This is a genomic window from Pseudomonas sp. NIBRBAC000502773 (assembly GCF_006517195.1).
GTDB classification, from domain to species: domain Bacteria; phylum Pseudomonadota; class Gammaproteobacteria; order Pseudomonadales; family Pseudomonadaceae; genus Aquipseudomonas; species Aquipseudomonas marginalis.
This window is the reverse complement of sequence record NZ_CP041189.1, coordinates 1,932,926-1,955,743: the sequence shown is the minus strand read 5'-3', so window position 1 is coordinate 1,955,743 and position 22,818 is coordinate 1,932,926. Positions and strand designations below refer to the sequence as shown.

At 61.5% G+C, this 22,818-nt stretch carries 24 protein-coding genes; 9 read left to right on the top strand and 15 right to left on the bottom strand.

What is annotated here, in order from left to right; translation table 11 throughout:
- Nucleotides 1-4: 4 nt before the first annotated feature.
- Nucleotides 5-1,432 carry an arginine-ornithine antiporter gene (gene arcD, locus NIBR502773_RS09015; RefSeq protein WP_065939154.1) on the bottom strand — a complete coding sequence of 476 codons (1,428 nt, stop codon included), beginning with the start codon at nt 1,430-1,432 and terminating at the stop codon, nt 5-7.
- A gap of 442 nt (nt 1,433-1,874) precedes the next feature.
- Between arcD (NIBR502773_RS09015) and arcD (NIBR502773_RS09010) the strand changes: the two genes are divergently transcribed.
- The gene (arcD, locus tag NIBR502773_RS09010) at nt 1,875-3,302 is read left to right on the top strand and encodes an arginine-ornithine antiporter (RefSeq protein WP_141155887.1); all 1,428 of its coding nucleotides are present in this window, start codon (nt 1,875-1,877) and stop codon (nt 3,300-3,302) included.
- Between the two features lie 30 nt (nt 3,303-3,332).
- Here the strand turns inward: arcD (NIBR502773_RS09010) and NIBR502773_RS09005 are convergent, their stop codons facing one another.
- From NIBR502773_RS09005 to NIBR502773_RS08975, 7 genes are all read right to left on the bottom strand, one after another.
- Nucleotides 3,333-4,682, bottom strand: a complete 1,350-nt coding sequence (locus tag NIBR502773_RS09005) for a CoA transferase (protein ID WP_141155886.1) — start codon at nt 4,680-4,682, stop codon at nt 3,333-3,335.
- Nucleotides 4,683-4,722: 40 nt separating this feature from the next.
- Nucleotides 4,723-6,066 (bottom strand): HAMP domain-containing sensor histidine kinase, encoded by a 1,344-nt coding sequence (locus tag NIBR502773_RS09000; RefSeq protein WP_092488927.1) that lies wholly within the window; start codon nt 6,064-6,066, stop codon nt 4,723-4,725.
- Between the two features lie 68 nt (nt 6,067-6,134).
- The gene (locus NIBR502773_RS08995; protein ID WP_027605565.1) at nt 6,135-6,599 is read right to left on the bottom strand and encodes an LTXXQ domain protein; all 465 of its coding nucleotides are present in this window, start codon (nt 6,597-6,599) and stop codon (nt 6,135-6,137) included.
- Between the two features lie 144 nt (nt 6,600-6,743).
- Entirely contained in the window at nt 6,744-7,421 is a 678-nt protein-coding gene (locus NIBR502773_RS08990; RefSeq protein WP_027605566.1) for a response regulator transcription factor, read from the bottom strand.
- 7 nt (nt 7,422-7,428) lie between these two features.
- Nucleotides 7,429-7,836, bottom strand: a complete 408-nt coding sequence (locus NIBR502773_RS08985) for a translation initiation factor 2 (protein WP_027605567.1) — start codon at nt 7,834-7,836, stop codon at nt 7,429-7,431.
- Between the two features lie 106 nt (nt 7,837-7,942).
- Nucleotides 7,943-8,242 (bottom strand): YciI family protein, encoded by a 300-nt coding sequence (locus NIBR502773_RS08980; protein ID WP_027605568.1) that lies wholly within the window; start codon nt 8,240-8,242, stop codon nt 7,943-7,945.
- A gap of 1 nt (nt 8,243) precedes the next feature.
- The gene (locus NIBR502773_RS08975) at nt 8,244-8,840 is read right to left on the bottom strand and encodes a septation protein A (protein WP_027605569.1); all 597 of its coding nucleotides are present in this window, start codon (nt 8,838-8,840) and stop codon (nt 8,244-8,246) included.
- Nucleotides 8,841-8,927: 87 nt separating this feature from the next.
- Between NIBR502773_RS08975 and NIBR502773_RS08970 the strand changes: the two genes are divergently transcribed.
- The 5 genes from NIBR502773_RS08970 to rluB all read left to right on the top strand — a co-directional run bounded on the left by NIBR502773_RS08970 (nt 8,928) and on the right by rluB (nt 13,659).
- Nucleotides 8,928-9,791 carry a PHP domain-containing protein gene (locus NIBR502773_RS08970; protein ID WP_141155885.1) on the top strand — a complete coding sequence of 288 codons (864 nt, stop codon included), beginning with the start codon at nt 8,928-8,930 and terminating at the stop codon, nt 9,789-9,791.
- A gap of 13 nt (nt 9,792-9,804) precedes the next feature.
- The gene (locus NIBR502773_RS08965) at nt 9,805-10,434 is read left to right on the top strand and encodes an L-threonylcarbamoyladenylate synthase (protein WP_027605571.1); all 630 of its coding nucleotides are present in this window, start codon (nt 9,805-9,807) and stop codon (nt 10,432-10,434) included.
- Nucleotides 10,435-10,554: 120 nt separating this feature from the next.
- The gene (locus tag NIBR502773_RS08960; protein WP_169898658.1) at nt 10,555-11,253 is read left to right on the top strand and encodes a ScpA family protein; all 699 of its coding nucleotides are present in this window, start codon (nt 10,555-10,557) and stop codon (nt 11,251-11,253) included.
- 12 nt (nt 11,254-11,265) lie between these two features.
- Nucleotides 11,266-12,180 (top strand): SMC-Scp complex subunit ScpB, encoded by a 915-nt coding sequence (gene scpB / locus NIBR502773_RS08955; protein ID WP_092488925.1) that lies wholly within the window; start codon nt 11,266-11,268, stop codon nt 12,178-12,180.
- 231 nt (nt 12,181-12,411) lie between these two features.
- On the top strand, nt 12,412-13,659 hold the full coding sequence (gene rluB, locus NIBR502773_RS08950) for a 23S rRNA pseudouridine(2605) synthase RluB (RefSeq protein ID WP_027605574.1): 1,248 nt from the start codon (nt 12,412-12,414) through the stop codon (nt 13,657-13,659).
- A 127-nt stretch (nt 13,660-13,786) separates the two neighbouring features.
- Here the strand turns inward: rluB and NIBR502773_RS08945 are convergent, their stop codons facing one another.
- Nucleotides 13,787-14,746, bottom strand: coding sequence for a leucyl aminopeptidase (locus NIBR502773_RS08945; RefSeq protein ID WP_141155884.1), 960 nt, complete (start codon nt 14,744-14,746; stop codon nt 13,787-13,789).
- Nucleotides 14,747-14,819: 73 nt separating this feature from the next.
- Nucleotides 14,820-14,957 carry a hypothetical protein gene (locus NIBR502773_RS30630; protein ID WP_003175756.1) on the bottom strand — a complete coding sequence of 46 codons (138 nt, stop codon included), beginning with the start codon at nt 14,955-14,957 and terminating at the stop codon, nt 14,820-14,822.
- A gap of 638 nt (nt 14,958-15,595) precedes the next feature.
- Between NIBR502773_RS30630 and NIBR502773_RS08940 the strand changes: the two genes are divergently transcribed.
- Complete coding sequence (locus NIBR502773_RS08940; RefSeq protein WP_141155883.1) at nt 15,596-17,017, top strand: amino acid permease; 1,422 nt, start codon at nt 15,596-15,598, stop codon at nt 17,015-17,017.
- A 66-nt stretch (nt 17,018-17,083) separates the two neighbouring features.
- Here the strand turns inward: NIBR502773_RS08940 and NIBR502773_RS08935 are convergent, their stop codons facing one another.
- Nucleotides 17,084-17,458: a cytochrome c gene (locus NIBR502773_RS08935; protein ID WP_141155882.1), complete on the bottom strand. Its 375-nt coding sequence runs from the start codon at nt 17,456-17,458 to the stop codon at nt 17,084-17,086.
- A gap of 70 nt (nt 17,459-17,528) precedes the next feature.
- Here NIBR502773_RS08935 and arfB point away from each other — a divergent pair, with 70 nt between their 5' ends.
- Complete coding sequence (gene arfB, locus NIBR502773_RS08930) at nt 17,529-17,942, top strand: alternative ribosome rescue aminoacyl-tRNA hydrolase ArfB (protein ID WP_099239996.1); 414 nt, start codon at nt 17,529-17,531, stop codon at nt 17,940-17,942.
- Here arfB and NIBR502773_RS08925 read toward each other — a convergent pair.
- The 3 genes from NIBR502773_RS08925 to NIBR502773_RS08920 form a co-directional block, all read right to left on the bottom strand.
- Nucleotides 17,939-19,135, bottom strand: coding sequence for an MFS transporter (locus NIBR502773_RS08925; RefSeq protein WP_065939143.1), 1,197 nt, complete (start codon nt 19,133-19,135; stop codon nt 17,939-17,941). The genes arfB and NIBR502773_RS08925 overlap by 4 nt on opposite strands.
- 104 nt (nt 19,136-19,239) lie before the next feature.
- Entirely contained in the window at nt 19,240-19,413 is a 174-nt protein-coding gene (locus tag NIBR502773_RS30625; RefSeq protein WP_162844272.1) for a hypothetical protein, read from the bottom strand.
- A 367-nt stretch (nt 19,414-19,780) separates the two neighbouring features.
- Nucleotides 19,781-20,092 (bottom strand): DUF962 domain-containing protein, encoded by a 312-nt coding sequence (locus NIBR502773_RS08920; RefSeq protein ID WP_027605580.1) that lies wholly within the window; start codon nt 20,090-20,092, stop codon nt 19,781-19,783.
- Nucleotides 20,093-20,254: 162 nt separating this feature from the next.
- Here NIBR502773_RS08920 and NIBR502773_RS08915 point away from each other — a divergent pair, with 162 nt between their 5' ends.
- Nucleotides 20,255-21,313: an AraC family transcriptional regulator gene (locus tag NIBR502773_RS08915; RefSeq protein WP_141155881.1), complete on the top strand. Its 1,059-nt coding sequence runs from the start codon at nt 20,255-20,257 to the stop codon at nt 21,311-21,313.
- Here NIBR502773_RS08915 and NIBR502773_RS08910 read toward each other — a convergent pair.
- On the bottom strand, nt 21,270-22,724 hold the full coding sequence (locus NIBR502773_RS08910; protein WP_027605582.1) for a TrkH family potassium uptake protein: 1,455 nt from the start codon (nt 22,722-22,724) through the stop codon (nt 21,270-21,272). The two genes, NIBR502773_RS08915 and NIBR502773_RS08910, sit on opposite strands and share 44 nt — an antisense overlap.
- Nucleotides 22,725-22,818: the final 94 nt, after the last annotated feature.

Here is a 22,818-nt window from a genome sequence, read left to right as displayed (position 1 = left end):
ACAATTACAGAGTCAGGAAGCCGTCGTAGAGGCCATAGGCAGCCACCAGGGCGCCAATGACGACTGCGGCGAAAATCAACTTCTCGACGTTGGTGAAAATCGGTTTGCCCAGTTCATGCTTGGCCTTGGCGAACAGGATCGCGCCGGGGGCATAGAGCAGGGCGGACAACAGCAAGTATTTGACGCCGCCGGCGTAGAGCAGCCAGACCGCGTAGATCAGTGCGATCGCGCCGATAAACAGGTCTTTCCTGCGCTCCTTGAGGGCGTTTTCGTAGGTTTCGCCGCGTACCGCCAGCAGTAGCGCGTAGGCCGCCGACCACAGGTACGGCACCAGGATCATCGAGGTGGCGAGGTAGATCAGCGACAGGTAGGTACTGGCGGAAAACAGCGTGATCACCAGGAATATCTGGACCATGGCGTTGGTCAGCCACAGGGCGTTGGCCGGCACATGGTTGGCGTTTTCCTTGCGCAGGAACTCCGGCATGGTGTGGTCCTTGGCGGCGGCGAACATGATCTCCGCACACAGCAGCACCCACGACAGCAGCGCACCCAGCAACGAGATGATCAAGCCGACGCTGATCAGCACCGCACCCCAGTGGCCCACCACATGCTCCAGCACGGCGGCCATCGACGGGTTCTGCAGCTTGGCCAGCTCCGGTTGGGTCATGATGCCCAGGGACAGCACGTTCACCAGCATCAGGAACAGCAGCACGGTGATAAAGCCGATCACCGTGGCCTTGCCGACGTCGGAGCGTTTTTCTGCACGGGAGGAGAAGATGCTTGCGCCTTCGATACCGATGAACACCCACACGGTGACCAGCATCATGTTGCGCACCTGGTTCATCACGCTGCCCAGGTCCGGGTTTTTCACGCCCCAGATGTCAGCGGTGAAGATGTCCAGCTTGAAGGCGAACACGGCGATCAACACGAACAGCACCAGCGGCACCACCTTAGCGACCGTGGTCACCAGGTTGATGAACGCCGCCTCCTTGATCCCGCGCAGCACCAGAAAGTGCACGGCCCACAGCAAGACCGACGCGCCAATCACTGCCGCAGGTGTATTGCCTTCGCCGAAGATCGGGAAGAAGTAACCGAGGGTGCTGAACAGGAGGACGAAGTAACCGACGTTGCCCAACCAGGCGCTGATCCAGTAACCCCAGGCCGACGAAAAGCCCATGTAGTCACCGAAGCCGGCCTTGGCGTAGGCGTAGACGCCGCCGTCCAGGTCAGGTTTGCGGTTGGCCAGGGTCTGGAAGACAAACGCCAGGGTCAGCATGCCCACGGCGGTAATTACCCAGCCGATCAATACCGCGCCAACATCGGCACTGGCGGCCATGTTTTGCGGCAGAGAGAAGATCCCGCCGCCAATCATTGAGCCGACGACAAGTGCAACCAGTGCACCCAATCGAAGTTTTCCGGGAGATTCAGACATCGCATAACTCCAATGCAGGAGAAGAGAGACCACAGAATAATTCCGTGCGCTAATCAAACAGCTGACTCAGATCACTTCATTGGCACATTCCATTGTGAATTAATGACTTAGACTGGGAAATCGTGGGCAATAGTTTTCCGCGCAAAGGCGCTTTCCAGAGCGATCTCTGCGGTTTGGTCAATCATTTAGTGCTGCGTATGGACGTTTGAAACTAGCCCGTTTTCCCGAATGTGCAAACTTTTCGCAACGGCGACAATAAATAGCTTGGAAGCGACAAAGTATTCGGCGTATTTAAAATCTAAATAAGCCTAAACTATAAAAACTGTCATGCCGTTGAGTTATGAGCGTGGCGGTTTTATCGCTGTCTTTAATAAACGCTACACTCGTTGAGTTAATTAGTTGAGTGCACGGTTGTCAGCTCAAATCTTATTCAGGAGTCTGCATGTCTCAACCGACCCAGAAACTTCGGCTTGGCGCCCTGATTGCCCTGGTGGTGGGCTCGATGATCGGCGGGGGGATTTTCTCGTTGCCGCAGAACATGGCCGCGCGCGCGGAGGTGGGCGCGGTGTTGATCGGTTGGGCGATCACCGCCGTGGGCATGCTGACCCTGGCGTTTGTCTTCCAGACCCTGGCCAATCGCAAGCCGGAACTGGATTCCGGGGTGTACGCCTACGCCAAGGCGGGTTTCGGCGACTACATGGGGTTCTCATCGGCCTGGGGTTACTGGATCAGCGCGTGGATGGGCAATGTCGGTTATTTCGTGTTGCTGTTCAGCACCCTCGGCTATTTTTTCCCGGTGTTCGGCCAAGGCAACACGCCGGTGGCCATCGGCTGCGCATCGTTGCTGCTGTGGGCCGTGCATTTCCTGGTGATGCGCGGGATCAAGGAAGCCGCGTTCATCAACCAGATCACCACCGTGGCCAAGCTGGTGCCGCTGCTGATGTTCGTGGTGATCGCCGCCGTGGCGTTCAAGGCCGATATCTTCACGGCTGACATCTGGGGCCTGGAAAAGCCGCAATTCGGCAGTGTGGTGGACCAGGTGCGCAATATGATGCTGGTCACGGTATTTGTGTTTATCGGCATCGAAGGCGCCAGTGTGTATTCGGCGCGGGCCGAGAAGCGCGCGGATGTGGGGCGGGCCACGGTGATCGGCTTTCTCGGCGTGCTGGCGCTGTTGGTGCTGGTGAATGTGTTGTCCCTGGGCATCATGAGCCAGGCGGAGCTGGCCGGCCTGCAAAACCCGTCCCTGGCCGGTGTGCTCGAGCATATCGTCGGTCCCTGGGGCGCGTTGCTGATCAGTATCGGCCTGGCCGTGTCGCTGCTGGGTGCCTTGTTGTCCTGGGCGCTGCTGTGTGCAGAGATCCTCTATGCCACCGCCCATGACAAGACCATGCCGGCCTTCCTGAAAAAGGAAAATGCCAACCAGGTGCCGGTCAACGCCTTGTGGCTGACCAATGTGATGATCCAGGTCTTCCTGGTGATCACGCTGTTTTCCCACAGCACCTACACCACCCTGATCTACCTGGCGTCGTCGATGATCCTCGTGCCTTACCTGTGGTCGGCGGCTTACGCGGTGTTGCTGAGCGGGCGTGGTGAAACCTATGAAGGTGCCCACCGCCATCGCATCAAGGACCTGCTGGTGGGGTTGATCGCCCTGGGTTATGCCGTATGGTTGCTCTACGCCGGGGGCCTTAAATACCTGCTGCTGTCGGCGCTGTTGTATGCGCCGGGCGTGATCCTGTTCGCCCTGGCCAAGCGCGAACAGGGCCAGCCGTTGTTTACCCACGTTGAGAAAGGCATTTTCAGTTGCGTGATCGCCGGCGCGGGGCTGGCGGCATATGGGTTGTACAGAGGGGTGTTGTCGTTGTGATGGGACTTGCTCCCGCTAGCGGCCGTCAAGTCACCATTGAGGCCGGTGGGAGCCCAATTCTCCCGCCGGCAAATCCCATTGCAATGGCGTACCGCTGATAGTCAGCGGGGGCAGCAGCCGATGGGCCTGGCCCCAGGCGGTCTGTTCGACGACCAGGCCTTGATCCCCTGGTTCTTCCTCGCGCAACGCCGGTTGGTCGGGCACTTGGCCTGCTTGCACCAGTAACGTTGCGGTGCGTGCCAACGACAACCGCGCCGAACCACCGCGCCCCGACTGAAACCGTTCGCCCAGCGCCTGAATCGCACTGGCCGCCATCAGATACCCGGTCGCGTGATCCAGCGCCTGCAACGGCAGCGGCAGCGGTTTATCCGCGTGTTTCCAGAGCATGCCGGCCTCGGCGATCCCGCTGCTCATCTGCACCAGGCTGTCGAAGCCCCGGCGATTACGCCACGGGCCGCTCCAGCCGTAGGCGTTGAGGCTGACGTCGATCAGGCCGGGGGCGAGGTGTTGCAATTCGGGAGCGGTGTAGCCCAGATGCTCCAGGGCGTCAGCGCGGTAACCGTGGAACAGGATGTCGGCGTCCCTGAGCAAACGCTCGAAAACCCGCCGGCCTTCGGGCGTTTTCAGGTCCAGGCGCGCGCAGCGTTTGCCCAGGGTCATTTCCGGGACCACGCCGGGTTCGTTCCAGGTGGGTGAGTCGATGCGCAGGACATCCGCGCCGAGGCCGGCAAGGAAACGACTGGCCACCGGGCCGGCCAAGACGCGGGTCAGATCCAGCACCTTGAGGCCGGCCAGCGGGCGTGCCAGCGAACCGTGCCAGGGTTTGTCGGTCGTGGTTTCGAAGGCCTGGCGTTGGACCAGCGCCTCGGCGTTCACCGCCAACCCCTGCGGGTGCTGCTGCCAGGCTTGCCAGGCACGCATCTGCGCGGCGCAGCCACCTTGGTCGACAATCGCCTGTTCCAGTTCTGCCGCGTTCCACGCCGCGACCTTGCCGGCCATCCCGGCGCGGTCGGCGACCTTGCCCAGCACCCGTTCGGCGGCGGCACGGTGATGAGGCGCGTTGGTATGCAGGCGAATCCAGCCATCGGCGCTGGCGTAATCGCCGGCCACCGGATCCCACAACGGCGGCACTTGCCAGCCCCGCGGGCGGATCGAGGACGAGAACCAGAAAGAGGCGAGGCGTCGGTCCACGGTCACGTCGGGCAGGCGCCCGGTCTGTTGCCGGATCAACTGAGCGACGGCCTGCCCGGCGCCGCCGATGCTGGCACTGGCCAGTTCGGTGACGGCGAAGGTCGAGGGCAGGGCGCCAGCCTCGGTGAAGGTCAGCGGGGTGTGGGGTAGATCGAGTGCGGCTTGGATGGGAGTCAGCAGGTCAGTCATCAAAGGCCCTCCGTAAGAGAAGGGCCACTATAGAAGATCATCACACCGGCGTGACAACTCCCGGTTCCAACGGCAGGTCGATGCTGGCGATAAAACCACCGGTTGGGTGATTGGCCAGGATCAGGCTGCCACCGTGGCGTTCGGCCGCGCGTCGCGCGATCGCCAGGCCCAGGCCGTGGCCTTGGGCGGTCTGGCCGGGAGCGCGGTAGAACGGTTCACCGAGTTGGCTCAGGTGTTCGGCGTCCACACCGGGGCCATGGTCGCGCACGCTGATCAGGATACGTTCGCCCTGGCGCTGTGCGTGCAATTCAATGGGTTGTCCCGGCGGGTTGAAGCGCTGGGCATTGCGCAGCAGGTTATCCACAGCCCGTTCGATCATGGTCGGCCAGCCCTTCAGTTGCAGGTCGGCATCGGTGCTCAGTTGCACCACCTGGTCCGGCGCGCTGAGTTGGGCATCCTTTTGCAGGGTTTTGAGCAGGGGGATGAGGTCGACGTCTTCGGCGCTGGCATTGTCGGCATCGACGCGGGCCAGCACCAGGATCTCGCTGATCAGCGCTTCCAGGCGGTCGCATTCGCGGGTCAGGCGTGGCCAGAGTTTTTCCCGTTCTTCGGGGCTGGCGCGTTCGGCCAGGGCCAGGGCGATGCGCAGGCGCGCGAGGGGCGAGCGCAGTTCATGGGACACGTCGCGCAGCAGTTGGCGTTGGCTGCCGATCAGGCTTTGCAGGCGTGCGCCCATGCGGTTGAAGTCGGTGGCGAGTACACCGAACTCATCGCGGCGGTTGGCCAGTTGCGCCAGGCTGTTCTGCTGGTAGGTGGCCTGGCCGAGGTCATGCACCGCGCCGCGCAGGCGGCTCAGTGGGCGGGTGATGGACAAGGTGACGAACAGGCTGAACAAGGTCAGCACCACCAGGGCAATCGTCAGTGCGCTCAAGGGCCATGTCAGGCTGCTGCGGTGCCACTCGTCCAGCTCCGGGTGCGGGATGCGGTAGATCAACAGGTAGGTGTCGCCGGTCTTCTCGCTGGTGTACTCGGCGGTCAGGCGTCGCCAGGGCAGATGACCTTCCTTGCTGTCGTTCTGTCGGGCTTCAAAGGCGGCGGCGCGGCGCGGGAAGGTGCCGCGCACCACCGGCTCGCCACTTTCGTTGAGCACTTGCACGTCGATGTGGTACTGGCGCTTGCGCTGTTGCAGCAGGTCCTGGGCGGCATCCTCGCCCTGGGCTTCGTAGAGTTGGGTCCACTCTTGCGCGAGGTTATTGAGGCCGGGGTGGCGGCTGAGAATCCAGGCATCCTGGTTAAGCATGTGCCCAAGCAGGATCGACAACCCGGCAACCAGGGCGATGGCCAGCCAGAAACTGGCCAGGATGCGCCAGAACAATGAACGCACAGGAAACCCTCAAACCGGAAAAGCCCAGTGGCGGTGGCCACTGGGCTGGGAGTGTTAACGCGGGTGCATTATTGCGCTTTTTGCGGCTGTTGCGCTTTCCAGGCCTGGAATTCCTTCCATTCGGCACGGCGCTGTTCTTGCTTCTTGACGATCTCGTCGAACTTCTTCTGCTGGTCAGGCTTGAGCACGGCGCGGATATCGGCCTGGGTCTTCTGCTTGCCGGCGGCGATTTCATCCTGCATAGCTTTCTGGTCGGCGGCCGGGAGTTTGTCCAGGTACTTTTTGACCAGGTCTTTGCGAGCGTGCCATTGGTCGCCCATCAGCTTGCCGATCTGTTCGCGCTGTTCGCGGCTCAGGTCCAGTTGGCTGAAGGGGCCGCCTTTGCCGCGCGGACCGTGTTCACCGCCGTGGCCCGGGCCACCCATCATGTGCCCTTCAGGGCCGCCCATCGGGCCTGGGCCTTCTGGCAGTGCGGCCATGGCAACGGTCGGCAGTGCGGCGGCGAACATCAAAGCGATAAGGGTCTTGCGCATGGTGATTCTCCTGTCTCTATTCCGGTGAGTCCGGATGTGAGTAGGTTACGGAGATCAAGGTCAGCGGCGGTCAGGTGTGGGTAAAGCTTGAGTAAAGAGGGTTTTGTTGTGAACTGACAAAACCCTGTAGGAGCGAGGGGCGGGTTAGAGGCTGTAGTAGTAGCCGCGGCTGCGCAACGCCACGATCCGTGGCCGGCCATCCGGGTGCGGGCCGATCTTCTTGCGCAGGTTGCTGACGTGCATGTCCAGGCTGCGATCGTAAAGGGTCAGCTTGCGGCCCAGGGCGATCTGCGCCAGTTCCTGCTTGTCCAGTGGCTCGCCGGGCTGGCGCAATAATGCTTCCAGCAGGCGGCTTTCGGAGACGGTGAGGGTGAACTCCTGTTCATCGATGCTGACCACGCCGCGCACCGGGCTGAAGCACAGGTCGCCCAGTTCCAGTTGGCTGGAGACGGCGGCCGGGTGGCTGCGGCGCAATACCGCGCGCAGCCGCGCGGTAAGTTCGCGTGGGTCGCAGGGCTTGGCCAGGTAGTCGTCGGCGCCCAATTCCAGGCCGAGGATGCGGTCCAGGGGTTCGCCCCGCGCCGAAAGCATCAGCACCGGCAGCTCCGGATGGTCGTTGCGCAATTGCTTGAGCAGCTCCAGGCCGCTGCCGTCGGGCAGCATCACGTCGAGCACCACCGCCGCCGGGGCGCTGTCGGCCAAGGCTTTGCGCGCGCTCAAGCCATCGTGGCAGGCGCGCACCTGGAAACCTTCCTGGCTCAGCCAACTGCTCAGCAGCTCGCAGAGTTCCTGGTCATCATCTATCAGTAACAGCTCGCTCATGACTCACTCAATTTAGCCATTGTCGACGGCGACGGTGCCCACCGCTGGCGAAGATCCCGCACAGCAGGGCGATCAGTGCGACGGCCCCACCGGTGACGAACCATTGCTGCTGCTCGGTCAGCCAGCGGGTCAAGGCGCCGCCCTGTGCATCTTTGAGTTGCTGGGCCAGGCGTTGGTTCTCCTGGCGAAGGCGACTCAATTGAGCGCTTTCGCGGGTGGCATCCGCGCTTTGCAGTTGCTTGCTCAGTTCTTCACGCTGCCGTTCGCTTTCTTTCAAACGTTGCTGCAACTCGGTGATCTGGGCGCCGGCGCTCAAGGACAGGGGCGTGGAACTGCCGGTGCTCGAGGTTTCTTCAGCGTGGGCCGTAGCCCCGATCATTAACACTGCCAACAGACACAACTGACGTAAGCGCATCGGAACTCCTGATTCCACACGAATATTCAGAACGTTGTCGGCAGGTTGCCGAGAATAATGAGCAATTAGGCGTGCGCCGCCCTCAATAGGTTCGGCGCCACCAGGATCAGGGCAGGACCTGCTTGAAGGGTTTGATCACTACGTCGGCGTAGACACCTGCGGCGACATAGGGGTCGGCCTTGGCCCAGGCCTGGGCATCGGCCAGCGAGGCGAACTCGGCGACGATCAGGCTACCGGTAAAACCGGCGTCGCCCGGGTCATTGCTGTCCACGGCCGGGTGCGGGCCGGCCAGCACGATGCGGCCTTCGGCTTGAAGGACTTTCAGGCGCTCGACGTGGGCCGGGCGCACGGACAGGCGTTTTTCCAGCGAGTTGGCGACGTCGGTGGCAATGATGGCGTAGAGCATGTCAGTCCTCGGTTTTCGGCGTAGTAGGCTCGGTGTCATGCAGGTGGCGCGACAGGTAGATGCCCTGGGCGACCAGGAACAGCACGGTCATGCCCAGGCTGCCGAACACTTTGAAGTCGACCCAGTAGTCCTGGAAGGTAAACGCCACGAACAGGTTGGCGGCGCCGCAGAAGATGAAAAACGCGATCCAGGCCAGGTTCAAGCGTGTCCACACCGGTTCCGGCAGGGTCAGCGCGTGGCCCATGATCCGCTTGATCAGCAGGCGATCACCGATGAAGTGGCTGCCGATGAACGCCAGGGCGAACAGCCAGTTCACCACCGGCGCTTTCCATTTCAGGAAGGTTTCGCTGTGGAAAGCCAGGGTCAGGCTGCCGAAGACCAGGCAGGCGACCAGGGTCAGCCACTGGCTTTTTTCCAGTTTGCGCTGGGAAATGAAGATGGCGCCGTAGACCACCACAGAGCTGATGATGAGCACGGCGGTGGCACTGTAGATGCCGCCGACAGTCAGCTCATGGCCGGCCAGGTCGATGACCCTGGGGTCGAGTTTGTAAACGATGAAAAACAGCAACAGCGGGATGAAGTCGATGAATTGTTTCACAGTAAGAGCCAGAAGCTGGATGTGGCGGCATAATAACAAACATCCTTGGTTGCGATAGCGCCAGCTGACTTGAGGTTACACCCCCCCGTGAATGTTGATTTGCACTGCCACAGCACGGCCTCCGACGGCGCCCTGGCGCCCGCGGTACTGGTTGCGCGTGCGTTTGAAAAAGGCGTGCGAGTCCTCTCGTTGACCGACCACGACACCCTCGAAGGCCTCGACGAAGCCCGTACAACGGCCCATGCCCTGGGCATGCAGCTGGTCAACGGGGTGGAATTGTCCTGCACCTGGGGCGGCGCCACCATTCATGTGCTCGGCTACGGCTTCGATCAAAAAGCGCCGCCGCTGGTGGAGGCTATCGCGCAATTGCACGATGGCCGCTGGCTGCGGTCCGAAGAAATAAGCCGAAAACTCAGCCTCAAAGGCATGCCCAACGCCCTCGACGGCGCCCGCGCCATCCAGCAGGAACTGGGTGACAGCGGCAACGCGCCGGCCCGTCCGCACTTTGCCGACTGGATGGTGCGTGAGGGTTTTGTCAAAGACCGTGCCGAAGCCTTTCGCAAGTGGCTGGGCGCCGGCAAATTGGGCGATGTGAAGCAACATTGGCCGACCCTCGAAGACACCGTCGAGACCCTGCGGGCCTCCGGGGCCTGGGTCAGCCTGGCCCATCCCTGGCATTACGATTTCACCCGCAGCAAGCGTCGCAAGCTGATTGGCGACTATATTGGAGCGGGTGGTCACGCGATTGAAGTGGTCAACGGCTTTCAACCCGCCGAACAGGTGGGCAGCCTGGCGATCCTTGCTCGCGAATTTGGTCTGCTGGTCAGCGCCGGCAGTGACTTTCATGGCCCTGGCGGCTGGTCCGAGATCGGCGAGTACCGCGCGGTCCCGGAAGATTTGCCGCTGTTGTGGGGGAGATTCAAGCATGACCCCATTATTGCCACCGTCTGAACAGGTAGAACCCGTGAGTCAATTCTTCCAGATTCATCCGGAAAACCCCCAGGCGCGCCTGATCAAGCAGGCCGTAGAGATCATTCGCGCCGGCGGTGTGGTGATCTATCCAACCGATTCGTCCTACGCCATCGGTTGCCAGATCGGTGACAAGGGCGCAGTCGAGCGTGTCAGACGCCTGCGCCAGTTGGATGACAAGCACAACTTTGCGCTGATCTGCAGCGACTTGTCCCAGCTGGGCCTGTTCGCCAAGGTCGACACCGGCACCTTCCGCCTGCTCAAGGCCCACACGCCAGGGCCCTACACTTTTATCCTCAACGCCACCCGCGAAGTGCCGCGCCTGCTGCTGCACCCGAAAAAACGCACCATCGGCCTGCGGGTGCCGGAGCATCCGATCGCCCTGGCGTTGCTGGCCGAGTTGGGTGAGCCGTTGATGAGTGTGTCGTTGATCATGCCCGGCGACACCGAGCCCCTGGAAGACCCATACGAAATGCGCCAATTGCTGGAAAAACAGGTCGACCTGATCATCGACGGCGGTTTCGGCGGCAACAAGGCCTCCACCGTAATCAACCTGGCCGACGGCGAACCTGAAGTGATCCGTGTCGGTTGCGGCGATCCTGCGCCCTTTATGGCCGAGGCCTGAATGTCAGCCGTGGAAACCGTCGACAGCCAGGCGGGCGCCCAGCAGGAGCTGCCGTTTGCCATGGTCTACGGCCAGGCGGTGCTGGAAATGCCGCTGGACCTGTACATTCCGCCGGACGCCCTGGAGGTCTTCCTTGAGGCTTTCGAGGGCCCGCTGGACTTGCTGCTGTACCTGATCCGCAAACAGAACATCAACATCCTCGACATCCCGGTGGCGGAAATCACCCGCCAGTACATGGGCTATGTCGAGTTGATGCAGTCGGTACGCCTGGAACTGGCTGCCGAGTACCTGGTGATGGCCGCCATGCTCGCCGAGATCAAGTCGCGCATGCTGTTGCCGCGCGCGGAGACGGTCGAGGCCGAAGAGGACGACCCGCGCGCCGAACTGATCCGCCGCCTGCAGGAATACGAGCGCTTCAAGGCCGCCGCCGAAGGTATCGACGGCCTGAGCCGCGTCGGCCGCGACGTGGTGGTACCCAAGCTCGACGCCCCCGAAGCCCGCGCGCGCAAGCTGCTGCCGGACGTGAGCCTGGAAGAGTTGCTGATGTCCATGGCCGAGGTGTTGCGCCGGGGCGATATGTTCGAACACCACCAGGTCAGCCGCGAGGCCCTGTCCACCCGCGAGCGCATGAGCGATGTGCTCGAACGCCTCAAGGGCGGCGGGTTTGTGCCGTTTGTGGAGCTGTTCACGGCAGAGGAAGGGCGCCTGGGGGTGGTGGTGACCTTTATGGCGGTCCTCGAGCTGGTCAAGGAGTCCTTGGTCGAGCTGGTCCAGAATGAGCCTTTTGCGGCTATCCACGTGCGGGCGCGAGCCGAATAAAGAGCTGAAACGATGAATCTGACTGAACCCCGCGAACTGGCCCCGTTGCTGGAGGCTTTTCTCCTGGCCTCGGGTAAGCCGCAATCCCTGGAGCGTCTGTTCGAACTGTTTGAGGAAGCCGAGCGCCCTGAACCGCCGGTGTTCAAGAAGGCACTGGAAATCCTGCGAAAATCCTGCGACGGCCGCGCCTTTGAACTGCGCGAGGTGGCGTCGGGTTATCGCCTGCAGATCCGTGAGAAGTTTTCCCCGTGGGTCGGCCGCCTCTGGGAAGAACGCCCGCAGCGCTATTCACGGGCGATGCTGGAGACTATGGCGCTGATCGCCTATCGCCAGCCCATCACCCGTGGCGAAATCGAGGACGTGCGGGGCGTGGCGGTCAACAGCCATATCGTCAAGACGCTGCTGGAGCGTGAGTGGATCCGCATCGTTGGCTACCGCGACGTGCCCGGCAAACCGGCGATGTTCGCCACCACCAAGGTGTTCCTCGACCATTTCAACCTGAAAAACCTCGACGACCTGCCGCCCCTGGCCGAATTGCGCGAGATGGAAGCCGAGCCGGTACTCGACTTCGACGACGCCCCGGTCCCGGCGAGCCTGCAGGAACTGGCCGACGCCACCGCCGAGCCGGAAGAGCCCAAGGACGAAACCAGTTTCCACACGTTGTTGCTGGAACTGGACGACATGGAGCAGGGCATCAAGACCGACTTTGATGACTTGCTGCGCGATGGTGCGGCCGAGCCGGACGCCCAGGTGAGTGTGGAGGTCGAACCTGAACCTGAGGACGATATCCTCGGCGTGGCCGAAGCCCGCGAAAAACTCCTGGCCGCCGTCGCCGCCCTCGAACAACCGCCCCTGAGCGACGAAGAAGACGAAGCCCGGGCCCTGGCCGAAGCCATCGAGAATGAACGCCGCCAGTTCGAAGACTGACGCAGTCCAATGTAGGAGGGGGCAAGCCCCCTCCCACAAGGGTTCAGTGGTGCCCTGGGCACCACCGGTCGGCGGAAAAACCAATGACCTCGCGCTTATCGACTAGTCTCTGATGCGCAATGCGCGCCATGGGCGTATGATTCGCGACCCTTTGCCGACCTATTCGGCCAAAGCCCCGCTTTCAACACTCTTCAGGCCACGCCTGAATCGACCCACCGGGAGGTGCTTAAGATGAACGACAAAGACCAGAACGACAGCCAGGAAATCGGCCCTGCAGGCGAAAAGCTGCAAAAGGTGCTGGCGCGTATCGGCGTGGGCTCGCGCCGCGACGTCGAAGCCTGGATCACCCAGAAGCGCATCAAGGTCAACGGCGTCGAGGCCACCCTCGGCCAGCGCGTCGACCTGCACGATGCAATCACCATTGATGGCAAGGTCATCAAGCGTGAAGAGGCCGCCGAATCGGTGCGCCGCGTGATCATGTACAACAAGCCCGATGGCGAGATCTGCACCCGTGACGACCCGGAAGGCCGTCCGACCGTGTTCGACAAGATGCCCAAGCCCAAGGAAGGCCGTTGGATCAACATCGGTCGTCTCGACATCAACACCACCGGCTTGCTGATGTTCACCACCGACGGTGAACTGGCCAACCGCCTGATGCACCCGTCCTACGAGATGGACCGCGAATACGCCGTGCGTGTGCGTGGTGAAGTCGATGACGAGATGATCGAACGCCTCAAGGCCGGCGTGGTGCTGGAAGACGGCCCGGCCAAGTTCACCGACATCAAGCAGGCGCCGGGCGGTGAAGGTTTCAACCACTGGTACCACTGCGTGGTGATGGAAGGCCGTAACCGTGAAGTGCGTCGCCTGTGGGAATCCCAGGGCCTGGTGGTCAGCCGCCTGAAGCGCGTGCGTTTTGGCCCGGTGTTCCTCAACTCCGACCTGCCGATGGGCCGCTGGCGTGAAATGAGCCAGTACGAAGTCGACATCCTCAGCGCCGAAGTCGGCCTGACGCCGGTCGCCATGCCGCAGATGAACGCCAAGAGCAAAGACAAGCTCGATCGTATGCAGCGTAAATCGTCGCGCCCCGTGGCCCGCACCGAACGTGTTGCCCGCACCCTGCGCCCGGCGCTGGATGCACCGGCTACTGGCGGGCGTATCTCGCGTCAACCGCATATCGAAGGCGAGCGTCGCCCCACCGCGCCATCGCGCCAGGAAGGCGAACGTGCGCCACGCACCCCACGCCCAGCCGGTCGTGGTGACGCGCCAAGCGGTGGTCGCAGCAACCGTGGTGACGCCGGTCGCGGTGCTCCGGCATCCGATCACCCAGCCGACAGCGCCAACACCAAGCGCCCGGCCAAGCCCGCGCCGAAAAAGCGCCCAGGCCTGAAGCTGGTAGCGGACGAGCCATCGGGCAAGCGCCGTGGCGCACCGGCCGGTTCGGGGCAGCGTCCAGGCTTCGGTCGCAAGAAGCCGCAGTGATGTAACCGCGGCACACAAACGCCAACCCTAGGGTTGGCGTTTTTTTGCCTTGGAATAGAGGTAAAGCATGTGGGAGGGGGCTTGCTCCTTCCCACAGTTGGATCTCCATCATTTTCAAGGTCGGTGTTCAGAACGCAAAAGTGCCGTCAAACACCGGTTTGTCATCCAGCGCCAACACCCCGCTGGCAAAGATCAGGTCCAGGTGATGGCTGCCTTTCTGACCGCCGCCCAAGCCCAGGTGCAAGCCGCAATGGCGCTCCTCGAACCCGGCATTGCGCGCATACAGGTCCTTCACCCCTTCATTGGTGCCAATCCCCAGCTCCTCCACCCGGCGGTTGGACGGGTTGGCATTCAGGTATTTATTGAAGTCGTCGGCCAGCCCCGGCACGTCACTGGCCACGCTGCAGATGGTCGAGTTTTCGATCCACAGTTCCAGCGGTGATTGCAGCACGCCGTACTTGCGCGCGAAGGGGATGGTGCTGAGAAAGGTGCCGACGAACCGCACCTGGCCATTGATGGCTTCGCTGTGGGTGGCGATTTCGCCGGGGGCCAGGTCGTGGTTGCCGATGCCGTTGATATTGGTCCACTTCTTGATGCTGCTCATGGGCGCCTGCAGGCGTGAGCCGTGTTTGTCGGTAAAGCTCAGCACAGCGGCTTGGGACATGCGCCGGATCAGCGTGGCGTTGAGGTCGGCGATGCGCTGCGGCTCGACGCTGAAAGTGTCGTAGAAGTAGTCGCCGTAATCCTTGAACAGCAGGGATTTCTTCCAGTGTTCGGCCATCACGCCCTGCAGGGCGCGGATAAAGTCCGGGCCTTCTGCGCGCGGGTTGGGCAGGGTGGAGGAATCGTAGAGGAACAGGTACAGGTCGCAGGTTTCGATGGCCTGCGCCAGGCGGTCGCTGTCGGCCAGGTCCAGACGCTGCACCTGGAAGTTGAAACGGGCGGCGCTGCTCTGGGCGATCGCCTGGGCGATGGCGTCGTAGCGCTCGGTGTGGCCCAGCAGCACAGTGGGGCAGTTCAGGCCGCTGAGGGCCGGATGGTGTGCAAGGTAGTAGAGAAAGTGTTCAACGGCGCGGGCCTTGTCCATGACGTATGTCCTTGTGTGCCTTGGGTAAGGAGGCAGGTGCCGTGCACAGCACCTGCCGAATACGTGCCGGGTGTCAGAAAGGCCACATCGCCGTGCCAAATGGCACCACGGCATCGGCTTGCATCATTTCAACGGCGGCCTCGTGGGTCGGCGCTTCAAACCAATCGTCAAGTTGCAGTTCGGTTTCCAGGTCGTTTTCCAGTGCTTGCATGGTGTATCTCCTAGAGGACGTTGTTTGAGAACGGCTTGCCAGCGGGCTTCGCTGGGCAAGTGAAAGAACCTAGGTGAGAGTGTTTGGTAATGCAAAAATTTTATTGACACGGTCTCATTTGGATTTTTTCTTCTGTTTTTTCGCCGGCTTTTTTTCTTCAGGAAATACAGTGAGCTGGCTTCGCTAATGGTGATGAATTTTCCTACCGCCATTTTTTCAAAAACTTACAGCTGTAACGCCGATTTTCCATGCTGTAACGATTAATTTACGTGTAGCTCGCGGCATGGTTGGCCTATTTACCGCTGTAAGGAATACCTGACAGATCGTCGCACGTGCGCTGCGGGTGCGGCTTGAAGCTGTCGAGCGGTGTACAATGCGCCGCGTTTTACTGTGACCCCCTTGCGTAACCACGCAAAAGGCCAAGACCTCAGGGTTTACCCACCCTGATCACTCCGCCTGGCCACGAGCCCGGCGGGTTCGATTTCGTCACAGATAAAAACAAACAGGTGACGCATGACCGTTAGAAAGACGCTGTACTCCTGGTGCCTGCGCTGGGGTTTGAGCGGCGCTGCTTGAGTCGGTAATTCAAGGCAGCAACCTGCATTCAACATCATCAAACCTTGCGTGAGACCCTTTTCATGAGTGAACCCCATTCCTCTTCAGGCGAGCTGAAACGCGGCCTGAAAAATCGGCATATCCAGTTGATCGCCCTCGGTGGCGCCATCGGCACCGGCCTGTTCCTGGGCTCGGCCGGCGTGCTCAAATCCGCCGGCCCGTCGATGATCCTGGGTTATGCCATCTGCGGCTTCATTGCCTTCATGATCATGCGCCAGCTTGGCGAAATGATCGTCGAAGAGCCGGTCGCCGGTTCCTTCAGCCACTTTGCCCACAAGTACTGGGGCGGTTTCGCCGGCTTCCTATCGGGCTGGAACTGCTGGATCCTGTACATTCTGGTGGGCATGTCCGAGCTGACAGCCGTCGGCAAATACGTGCACTACTGGTGGCCGGAGATCCCGACCTGGGTCTCGGCGGCGGCGTTTTTCGTGCTGATCAACCTGATCAACCTGGCCAACGTCAAAGTCTTTGGTGAAGCGGAGTTCTGGTTCGCCATCATCAAGGTGGTGGCCATCGTCGGCATGATCGCCCTGGGCAGCTACCTGCTGGTCAGCGGCAGCGGCGGCCCGCAAGCCTCGGTGAGCAACCTGTGGGAACACGGCGGCTTCTTCCCCCATGGCGTGGGCGGCTTGGTGATGGCCATGGCGATCATCATGTTCTCCTTCGGCGGCCTGGAAATGCTCGGCTTTACCGCCGCCGAAGCCGACCAGCCACGCACCGTGATCCCCAAGGCGATCAACCAGGTGATCTACCGCATCCTGATCTTCTACATCGGCGCCCTGGTGGTGTTGCTGTCGCTGACGCCATGGGACAGCCTGCTGGCCACCCTCAACGCCTCCGGCGATGCCTACAGTGGCAGCCCGTTCGTGCAGGTGTTCTCCATGCTGGGCAGCAACACCGCCGCGCATATCCTCAACTTCGTGGTGTTGACGGCGGCGCTGTCGGTGTACAACAGCGGCACCTACTGCAACAGCCGCATGCTGCTGGGCATGGCCGAGCAGGGTGATGCGCCCAAGGTGCTGGCCAAGATCGACAAGCGCGGCGTGCCGGTGCGTTCGATCCTCGCATCGGCGGCGGTCACGCTGGTGGCGGTGTTGATGAATTACTTCATCCCGCAACACGCCCTGGAACTGCTGATGTCCCTGGTCGTGGCCACGCTGGTGATCAACTGGGCGATGATCAGCTTCTCCCACTTCAAGTTCCGCCAGCACATGAACCGCACCGGCCAGGTGCCGTTGTTCAAGGCGCTGTGGTACCCGTACGGCAACTACGTGTGCCTGGCGTTCGTGGTGTTTATCCTGGTGATCATGCTGATGATTCCGGGGATCCAGGTGTCGGTGTACGCGATCCCGCTGTGGGTGGCGTTTATGGCGGTGTGTTACTGGATCAAGAACAAGCGCAGTGCTGAAGCGGCGTTGAGCACCGCGAGTGCAGCATTGAAGTAAACAGGCGCCTACCTGGAAAACCCCGCATCCTGCATAGGGCGCGGGGTTTTTTGCGGTTTGAAGCCGTCAACTTTTTGAAATCACACCGCTCATGTATTCATTCAAGTCGCGAAAGTCCTTAACGTTCCAGGCATGCGGCGCGACCTTCACCCCATTCTCGCGCAGCGTTTTTGGGATCAGGTCTCCATTCGGGCGAAGTATGACCGAAGACACAATCACGCCCGGGTAAGCCGCCAGCCGTTTTTTGAAGGCTGGGGTTGTCAGGTCAGGTGTAGGCGGGTTGCTTTTATTGGCCAACGGCCCCGTTGCCTTGAGGTCTGGCCCGTGGCACATGGCGCAGCGCTGTGAATAGAGGTTTTTGCCATTGGCATTATCTGCAAAGGACAGTGACGTTTGAATGAGTGATAAGGTGCCGAGCAAAGAGACCAACAGTATTTTCATTGTTATGCGTCCTTGTTGTTGAGGTTGTTGTCCTGATTGGGCGTGTCTGTTGCCTAGGGTTTATTGAGTGATGCTGGTTATTTCCAACAATGTGCACCTGGCCGATGCCGAAATCGAGCTGACCGCCATCCGCGCCCAGGGTGCCGGCGGGCAGAACGTCAACAAGGTGTCGAGCGCGGTGCACCTGCGCTTTGATATCCCGGCGTCGTCGCTGCCGGAGTTCTATAAGGAGCGCTTGCTGGCGCTGCGCGACAGTCGTATCACCAGTGAGGGCGTGCTGGTGCTCAAGGCCCAGCAGTACCGGACCCAGGAACAGAACCGCGCCGACGCGCTGGAGCGCCTGGTGGAGCTGATCCTCAGTGCCACCAAGGTCGAGAAGAAGCGTCGCCCGACCAAGCCCACCCTGGGCTCGAAAAAGCGTCGCCTGGAATCCAAGACCAAGCGCGGCAGCATCAAGGCCGGGCGCGGCAAGGTCGACTTCTAGGCATCGCGCGTTTCGCGGGCCTTGGGTGCTTGCCGGTACAGGTAGACACTCAGCAGCAGCCCACCGAGGGCGGCAAGGGCGGCGAACAGGAAGATCGACGCAAAGCCGAAGCCGGCTGCCACAGCCCCGGCCAGCGGCCCGGTAATGCCCAGCGACAGGTCGATAAACAGCGAATAGGCGCCCACCGCCGAACCACGGCTGGACGCGGGCACCAAGTTGACCGCCTCCACTCCCAGCGCCGGAAACACCAGGGAAAAGCCGAACCCACTCAACGCCGCGCCGGCCAGGGCCAGGTTGGCATCCGGCGCCAGCCACAACAGCAGCAGGCCGAGGATCTCCACCGACAGGCAGGCGATCGCCACGCGAAAGCCGCCGATACGGTTGATCAAGTTGCCGAACAGCAGGCGCGCACCGATAAAGCTGGCGCCGAACAGGCTCAATGCCCACACCGCGTTATCCCAATGCTGGGTGGTGTAATACAGGGTGATAAAGGTGGCGATGGTGCCAAAGCCGATGGAGCCCAGGGCCAGCGCGCAGCCGTGGGGCAGGACTCGGCCCAGGACGTTCATGAAGGGCAGGCGCACACCGGCCACAATCGGCGCGGCCACTTTGTTCCAGGCCAGCAGCACGCCGACGACCGCCAGCAGGATAATGCTGACACCCATGCTCCACAGTCCGAAATGCCTCACCAGCAATACGCCCAGTGGTGCGCCGACGGCCAGCGCGCCGTAACTGGCGATGCCGTTCCACGAAATGACCTTGGCGGTATTGGCCGCGCCCACCCGGCCGATTCCCCAGCCGATGGCACCTGAGCCCACCAGGCTTTCTGCGCTGCCCAGTACCAATCGACCGATGAGCAGGCTGGCCAGGCTGACGGCCGGCACGCTTGAAAACCACGCCGCAAGCAACATGAACACGCCGCTCGCGCCGCAGCCCACCAGGCCGATCAGCACCGCCCGCTTGCTGCCCAGGTTATCGATGATTTTGCCGGCATAGGGGCGGCTGAGCAGCGTGGCCAGGTACTGCACGCTGATCACCAGGCCGGCAATCACTGCGCCGTAGCCCAGTTCGCTGTGGACATAGCCCGGCAACACGGCCAGGGGAATGCCGATATTCAGGTAGCCGATAAAGGTGAACAACACGATGGAAACAACTTGCAGCGTGACCGCCATGGGGCGCTGGGTATCTGGCATGGGAGAGGTCCACTGTCGCAGCAGGTAAAGATAGGCTGCTAATGATACCGGGGCTTGGGCGTGCGCAGGGCGGTAAAACGCAAAAACGTCAGATCAAAAAGACGTCAGGCTTGAAGGGGGGCGAGTAACTGGGTGGTGACCAGAGCGGCCAGGGCGTTTTCCTGGGTGCCGAAGCGCTTGAGCAGCAAGGCTTGTTTGTCCGCGCTGAGACGGTTCCACACGTCGACCATCTGCAGGGCAGTGTCGAGTACGGCGGTGTCCGGGAGGGTGTCTGTCATGGCGGGTACCTCGGGGGTGATTCAGGCAGTGTGGAAAGCGTTCAAAGGTACGCTTTCCACACGGTCTGGTACGGCGTCAGTCCTGGCTCTTGCTGTCGACTGGTTTTGCTTCTTTGGCCTCAGGCTGCTTCGCGCTGGCCTGCTGCGGTGTTGGCTGCTCAGTTTCGTGCAGGCTTGGGAAGGGGAGATTAGGTATCTCGTGCATCGTCGTCGCTCCTCGCAAAGTCTGTTTTTTCAATCGCAGGTGATTCCGCGCTCTCAAAAAGCCTTGGCAGGATACAGCACTGTAAATGACAAAAAGACTTTTATATCGCCGGGTGTACGAACCTTTTATCGTTTTTACGCAAGTGACAAGAGGTCACATCGCTCAGAACGGCACCTTACCGAGGATCATGTCGCGGTACATCACAAAATCCCCCAGCAAGCTGTAGAACGGGTGCTGGAAGGTCGCCGGACGGTTCTTTTCGAAGAAGAAGTGCCCGATCCAGGCAAAACTGTAACCGGCAATCGGCACGGCCAATAACAGCCCCAGTGAGCCTCGGCCGATGGCATAGGCCAGTATGCCGATCACCAGGGTAGTGCCGATAAAGTGCAGGCGCCGGCAGGTGCTGTTGCCGTGCTCGGTCAGGTAATAGGGGTAAAACTCGGCAAAGCTGTTGAATCGCTTGAGGTTTTCCACTGTGGCCGGCCCTTTGATTGTTGTGCCGCCCAACAGATGTTCGGCGGGGAGCTTATTTGAGTCTAGAGTGATCAGTGGTAACAGCCAGTGACAATAGATGCCACTTTAGTATCCTTGGCTTTCCTGGCTGCCGTTTTGAGCCTGCTTTATTAAGAAGACGCCATGAGCGAACGAACAACTTCTGCAAGCTGGGCGATGGGGATAGTCAAGGCACTGGAAATGGACGGCCTGGATTGCCGCGCCTTGTTCAAGCAACTGGGCCTGGACTACGCCGCGCTGAGTGACCCCGATGCGCGGTTCCCGCAGGACTCCATGACCCGCCTGTGGCAGCGCGCAGTCGAGCTGTCGGGCAACCCGGCGATTGGCCTGAACATGGGCAAGGTGGTGCGCCCGGCGTCGTTTCATGTGGCCGGTTACGCCTTGATGTCCAGCAACACCCTGGCCGAGGGCTTTATGCGCCTGGTGCGTTACCAGCGGATCATCGCCGAAAGTGCCGACTTGAGTTTCCGACTATTACCTGAAGGCTATGCGCTGATTCTGACGGTGCATGGCGATCATCTTCCGCCGACCCGACAAAGCGCCGAAGCCTCCCTGGCCTGTGCGTTGGCGCTGTGCGGCTGGCTCACCGGGCGGACCCTGCAACCCCGCAAAGTGCTGTTGCAGGGCGATCAACCGGAAGACCTGGCCCCCTATAAACAAGCGTTCCATGCCCCGCTGGAATTCAATGCGCCGTATGACGCGCTGATCTTTGAGCGCGCCGACATGGACGCGCCCCTGCCCACGGCCAACGAGGCCATGGCGCTGTTGCACGATCGATTTGCCGGTGAGTACCTGGCGCGGTTCTCCGAAAGCCGTGTGACCCACAAGGCGCGGCAGGTGCTGTGCCGACTGCTGCCCCAGGGCGAGCCCAAGCGCGAAGTGGTGGCCCAGACCCTGCACCTGTCCCAGCGCACCTTGCAGCGGCGCCTGCAGGAAGAAGGCACGAGTTTCCAGACCCTGCTCGACGACACCCGCCGCGAACTGGCCGAGCAGTACCTGGCGCAGCCGAGCATGACCCTGTTGGAGATCGCCTACCTGCTGGGCTTTGCCGACCCGAGCAACTTCTTTCGCGCGTTTCGCCGCTGGTTCGATGCTACGCCCGGCGAATACCGGGCGCGACTGCAGGACGCGTCGACGGTCAGTGACGCCAGAACGCCGGAATGCACAGAACAAAGACTGTGATGATTTCCAGCCGGCCCAGCAGCATGCCCAGGGACAGGATCCACTTGGCCGCATCCGGCAGGCTGGCGAAGTTGCCGGCCGGGCCAATGGTTTCCCCCAGGCCCGGGCCGACGCCGGACACTGTGCTGGCGGCGCCGGTGAGTGCGGTCATCCAGTCCAGGCCAAGCAGCGACAAGGCCAGGGCGATGGCGCAGATGGTGATGGCGAAGAAAAACGAAAAGGTCAGGATCGAACGCACGATCTCTTCGTCGAGGCGGTGGCCGTTGTACTTCTGCTTGATCACCGCGCGCGGGTGAATCAGCTGGTTCAAGTTGGCCTTGAGCAGGATATAGGCGACCTGGAAGCGGAAAATCTTGATCCCGCCCGCCGTGGAGCCGGAACAGCCGCCGATGAAGCCCAGGTAGAAAAACAGCATCAGTGAGAAATTGCCCCACAGGCTGTAGTCCCCCAGTGCAAAACCGGTGGTGGTTACTACCGATGTGACGTTCAACGCCACATGGCGCAGGGCATCCAGCCAATGCAGATTGGTGGTCCACCAGTACCAGGTGCCGAGCACCAGCCAGGTCACCAGTAGCAGGCCGAGCAAGCCTTGTACTTGCTGATCCTTGATCAATGCCTTGCGATTACCCCGCAAGGTGGCCACGTACAGGGTGAACGGCAAGCTGCCGAGGATCATCACCACCACCGCCACCCAGTGCACCGCCGGTTGTTTCCAGTGCGCCAGGGATTCGTCCGAGGTGGAGAAGCCACCGGTGGAAATCGCCGACATCGCATGGTTGATCGCATCGAACAGGCCCATGCCGGCCCACCAGAACGCCAGGCTGCCGAGGATGGTGATGCCGACGTAGGCCGCCACGATCAGCCGCGCCACCATGTGCGAGCGGGGCATGACCTTCTCCGAGCGGTCCGAGGATTCGGTCTGGAACAGGCGCATGCCACCGATACGCAGCAGCGGCAGGATCGCCACCGCCATGCCGATAAAGCCGATGCCGCCGAGCCAGTGCAGCAGCGAGCGCCACATCAGAATACCGGGTGACAGGGTGTCCAGGCCGCTCAGCACCGTGGAGCCGGTTGCGGTGATACCGGACATGCTTTCGAAAAACGAGTCGGTGTAGCTGATGTGCTGGGTCAGCAGGAACGGCAGCGCGGCGAACACGCATACCACCACCCAACTGCTGACCGTGAGCAGGTACATGTCTCGCGGACGCAGGTGCACGTGTTCGGGACGACCGGGAATCACCAGGGCAAGCCCGGCGACAAAAGTGATCAGGCTGGCCCAGAGGAACGAGGGCAGGTCGCTGGTCCGTTCGAAAATCACCAGGGTGGCCATGGGCACGACCATGGCGATCGCAAGGGTGATCAGGAAGATGCCGATGATGAAACCGATGATGCGTAGGGTCGGCAACGCCATGAAGTGAGCTCGAAATAGGGCAGAGGCGCCATTCTACCTGGGGTGCCGGGCATGTAAACCGGGCCTTGAAAGCGACGCAAATCAAATGTGGGAG

Bases quoted from the DNA above. Each gene is read 5' to 3' on its own strand.
- NIBR502773_RS08990 (WP_027605566.1), bottom strand. From the start codon at position 7,421: ATGAGCGAGCTGTTACTGATAGATGATGACCAGGAACTCTGCGAGCTG.
- NIBR502773_RS08935 (WP_141155882.1), bottom strand. From the start codon at position 17,458: ATGAAAATACTGTTGGTCTCTTTGCTCGGCACCTTATCACTCATTCAA.
- scpB (WP_092488925.1), top strand. From the start codon at position 11,266: ATGAATCTGACTGAACCCCGCGAACTGGCCCCGTTGCTGGAGGCTTTT.
- NIBR502773_RS08945 (WP_141155884.1), bottom strand. From the start codon at position 14,746: ATGGACAAGGCCCGCGCCGTTGAACACTTTCTCTACTACCTTGCACAC.
- arcD (WP_141155887.1), top strand. From the start codon at position 1,875: ATGTCTCAACCGACCCAGAAACTTCGGCTTGGCGCCCTGATTGCCCTG.
- NIBR502773_RS08985 (WP_027605567.1), bottom strand. From the start codon at position 7,836: ATGCGCTTACGTCAGTTGTGTCTGTTGGCAGTGTTAATGATCGGGGCT.
- NIBR502773_RS09005 (WP_141155886.1), bottom strand. From the start codon at position 4,682: ATGACTGACCTGCTGACTCCCATCCAAGCCGCACTCGATCTACCCCAC.
- NIBR502773_RS08940 (WP_141155883.1), top strand. From the start codon at position 15,596: ATGAGTGAACCCCATTCCTCTTCAGGCGAGCTGAAACGCGGCCTGAAA.
- NIBR502773_RS30630 (WP_003175756.1), bottom strand. From the start codon at position 14,957: ATGCAAGCACTGGAAAACGACCTGGAAACCGAACTGCAACTTGACGAT.
- NIBR502773_RS08995 (WP_027605565.1), bottom strand. From the start codon at position 6,599: ATGCGCAAGACCCTTATCGCTTTGATGTTCGCCGCCGCACTGCCGACC.
- arfB (WP_099239996.1), top strand. From the start codon at position 17,529: ATGCTGGTTATTTCCAACAATGTGCACCTGGCCGATGCCGAAATCGAG.
- arcD (WP_065939154.1), bottom strand. From the start codon at position 1,432: ATGTCTGAATCTCCCGGAAAACTTCGATTGGGTGCACTGGTTGCACTT.
- NIBR502773_RS08980 (WP_027605568.1), bottom strand. From the start codon at position 8,242: ATGCTCTACGCCATCATTGCCACCGACGTCGCCAACTCGCTGGAAAAA.
- NIBR502773_RS30625 (WP_162844272.1), bottom strand. From the start codon at position 19,413: ATGACAGACACCCTCCCGGACACCGCCGTACTCGACACTGCCCTGCAG.
- NIBR502773_RS08910 (WP_027605582.1), bottom strand. From the start codon at position 22,724: ATGGCGTTGCCGACCCTACGCATCATCGGTTTCATCATCGGCATCTTC.
- rluB (WP_027605574.1), top strand. From the start codon at position 12,412: ATGAACGACAAAGACCAGAACGACAGCCAGGAAATCGGCCCTGCAGGC.
- NIBR502773_RS08915 (WP_141155881.1), top strand. From the start codon at position 20,255: ATGAGCGAACGAACAACTTCTGCAAGCTGGGCGATGGGGATAGTCAAG.
- NIBR502773_RS08925 (WP_065939143.1), bottom strand. From the start codon at position 19,135: ATGCCAGATACCCAGCGCCCCATGGCGGTCACGCTGCAAGTTGTTTCC.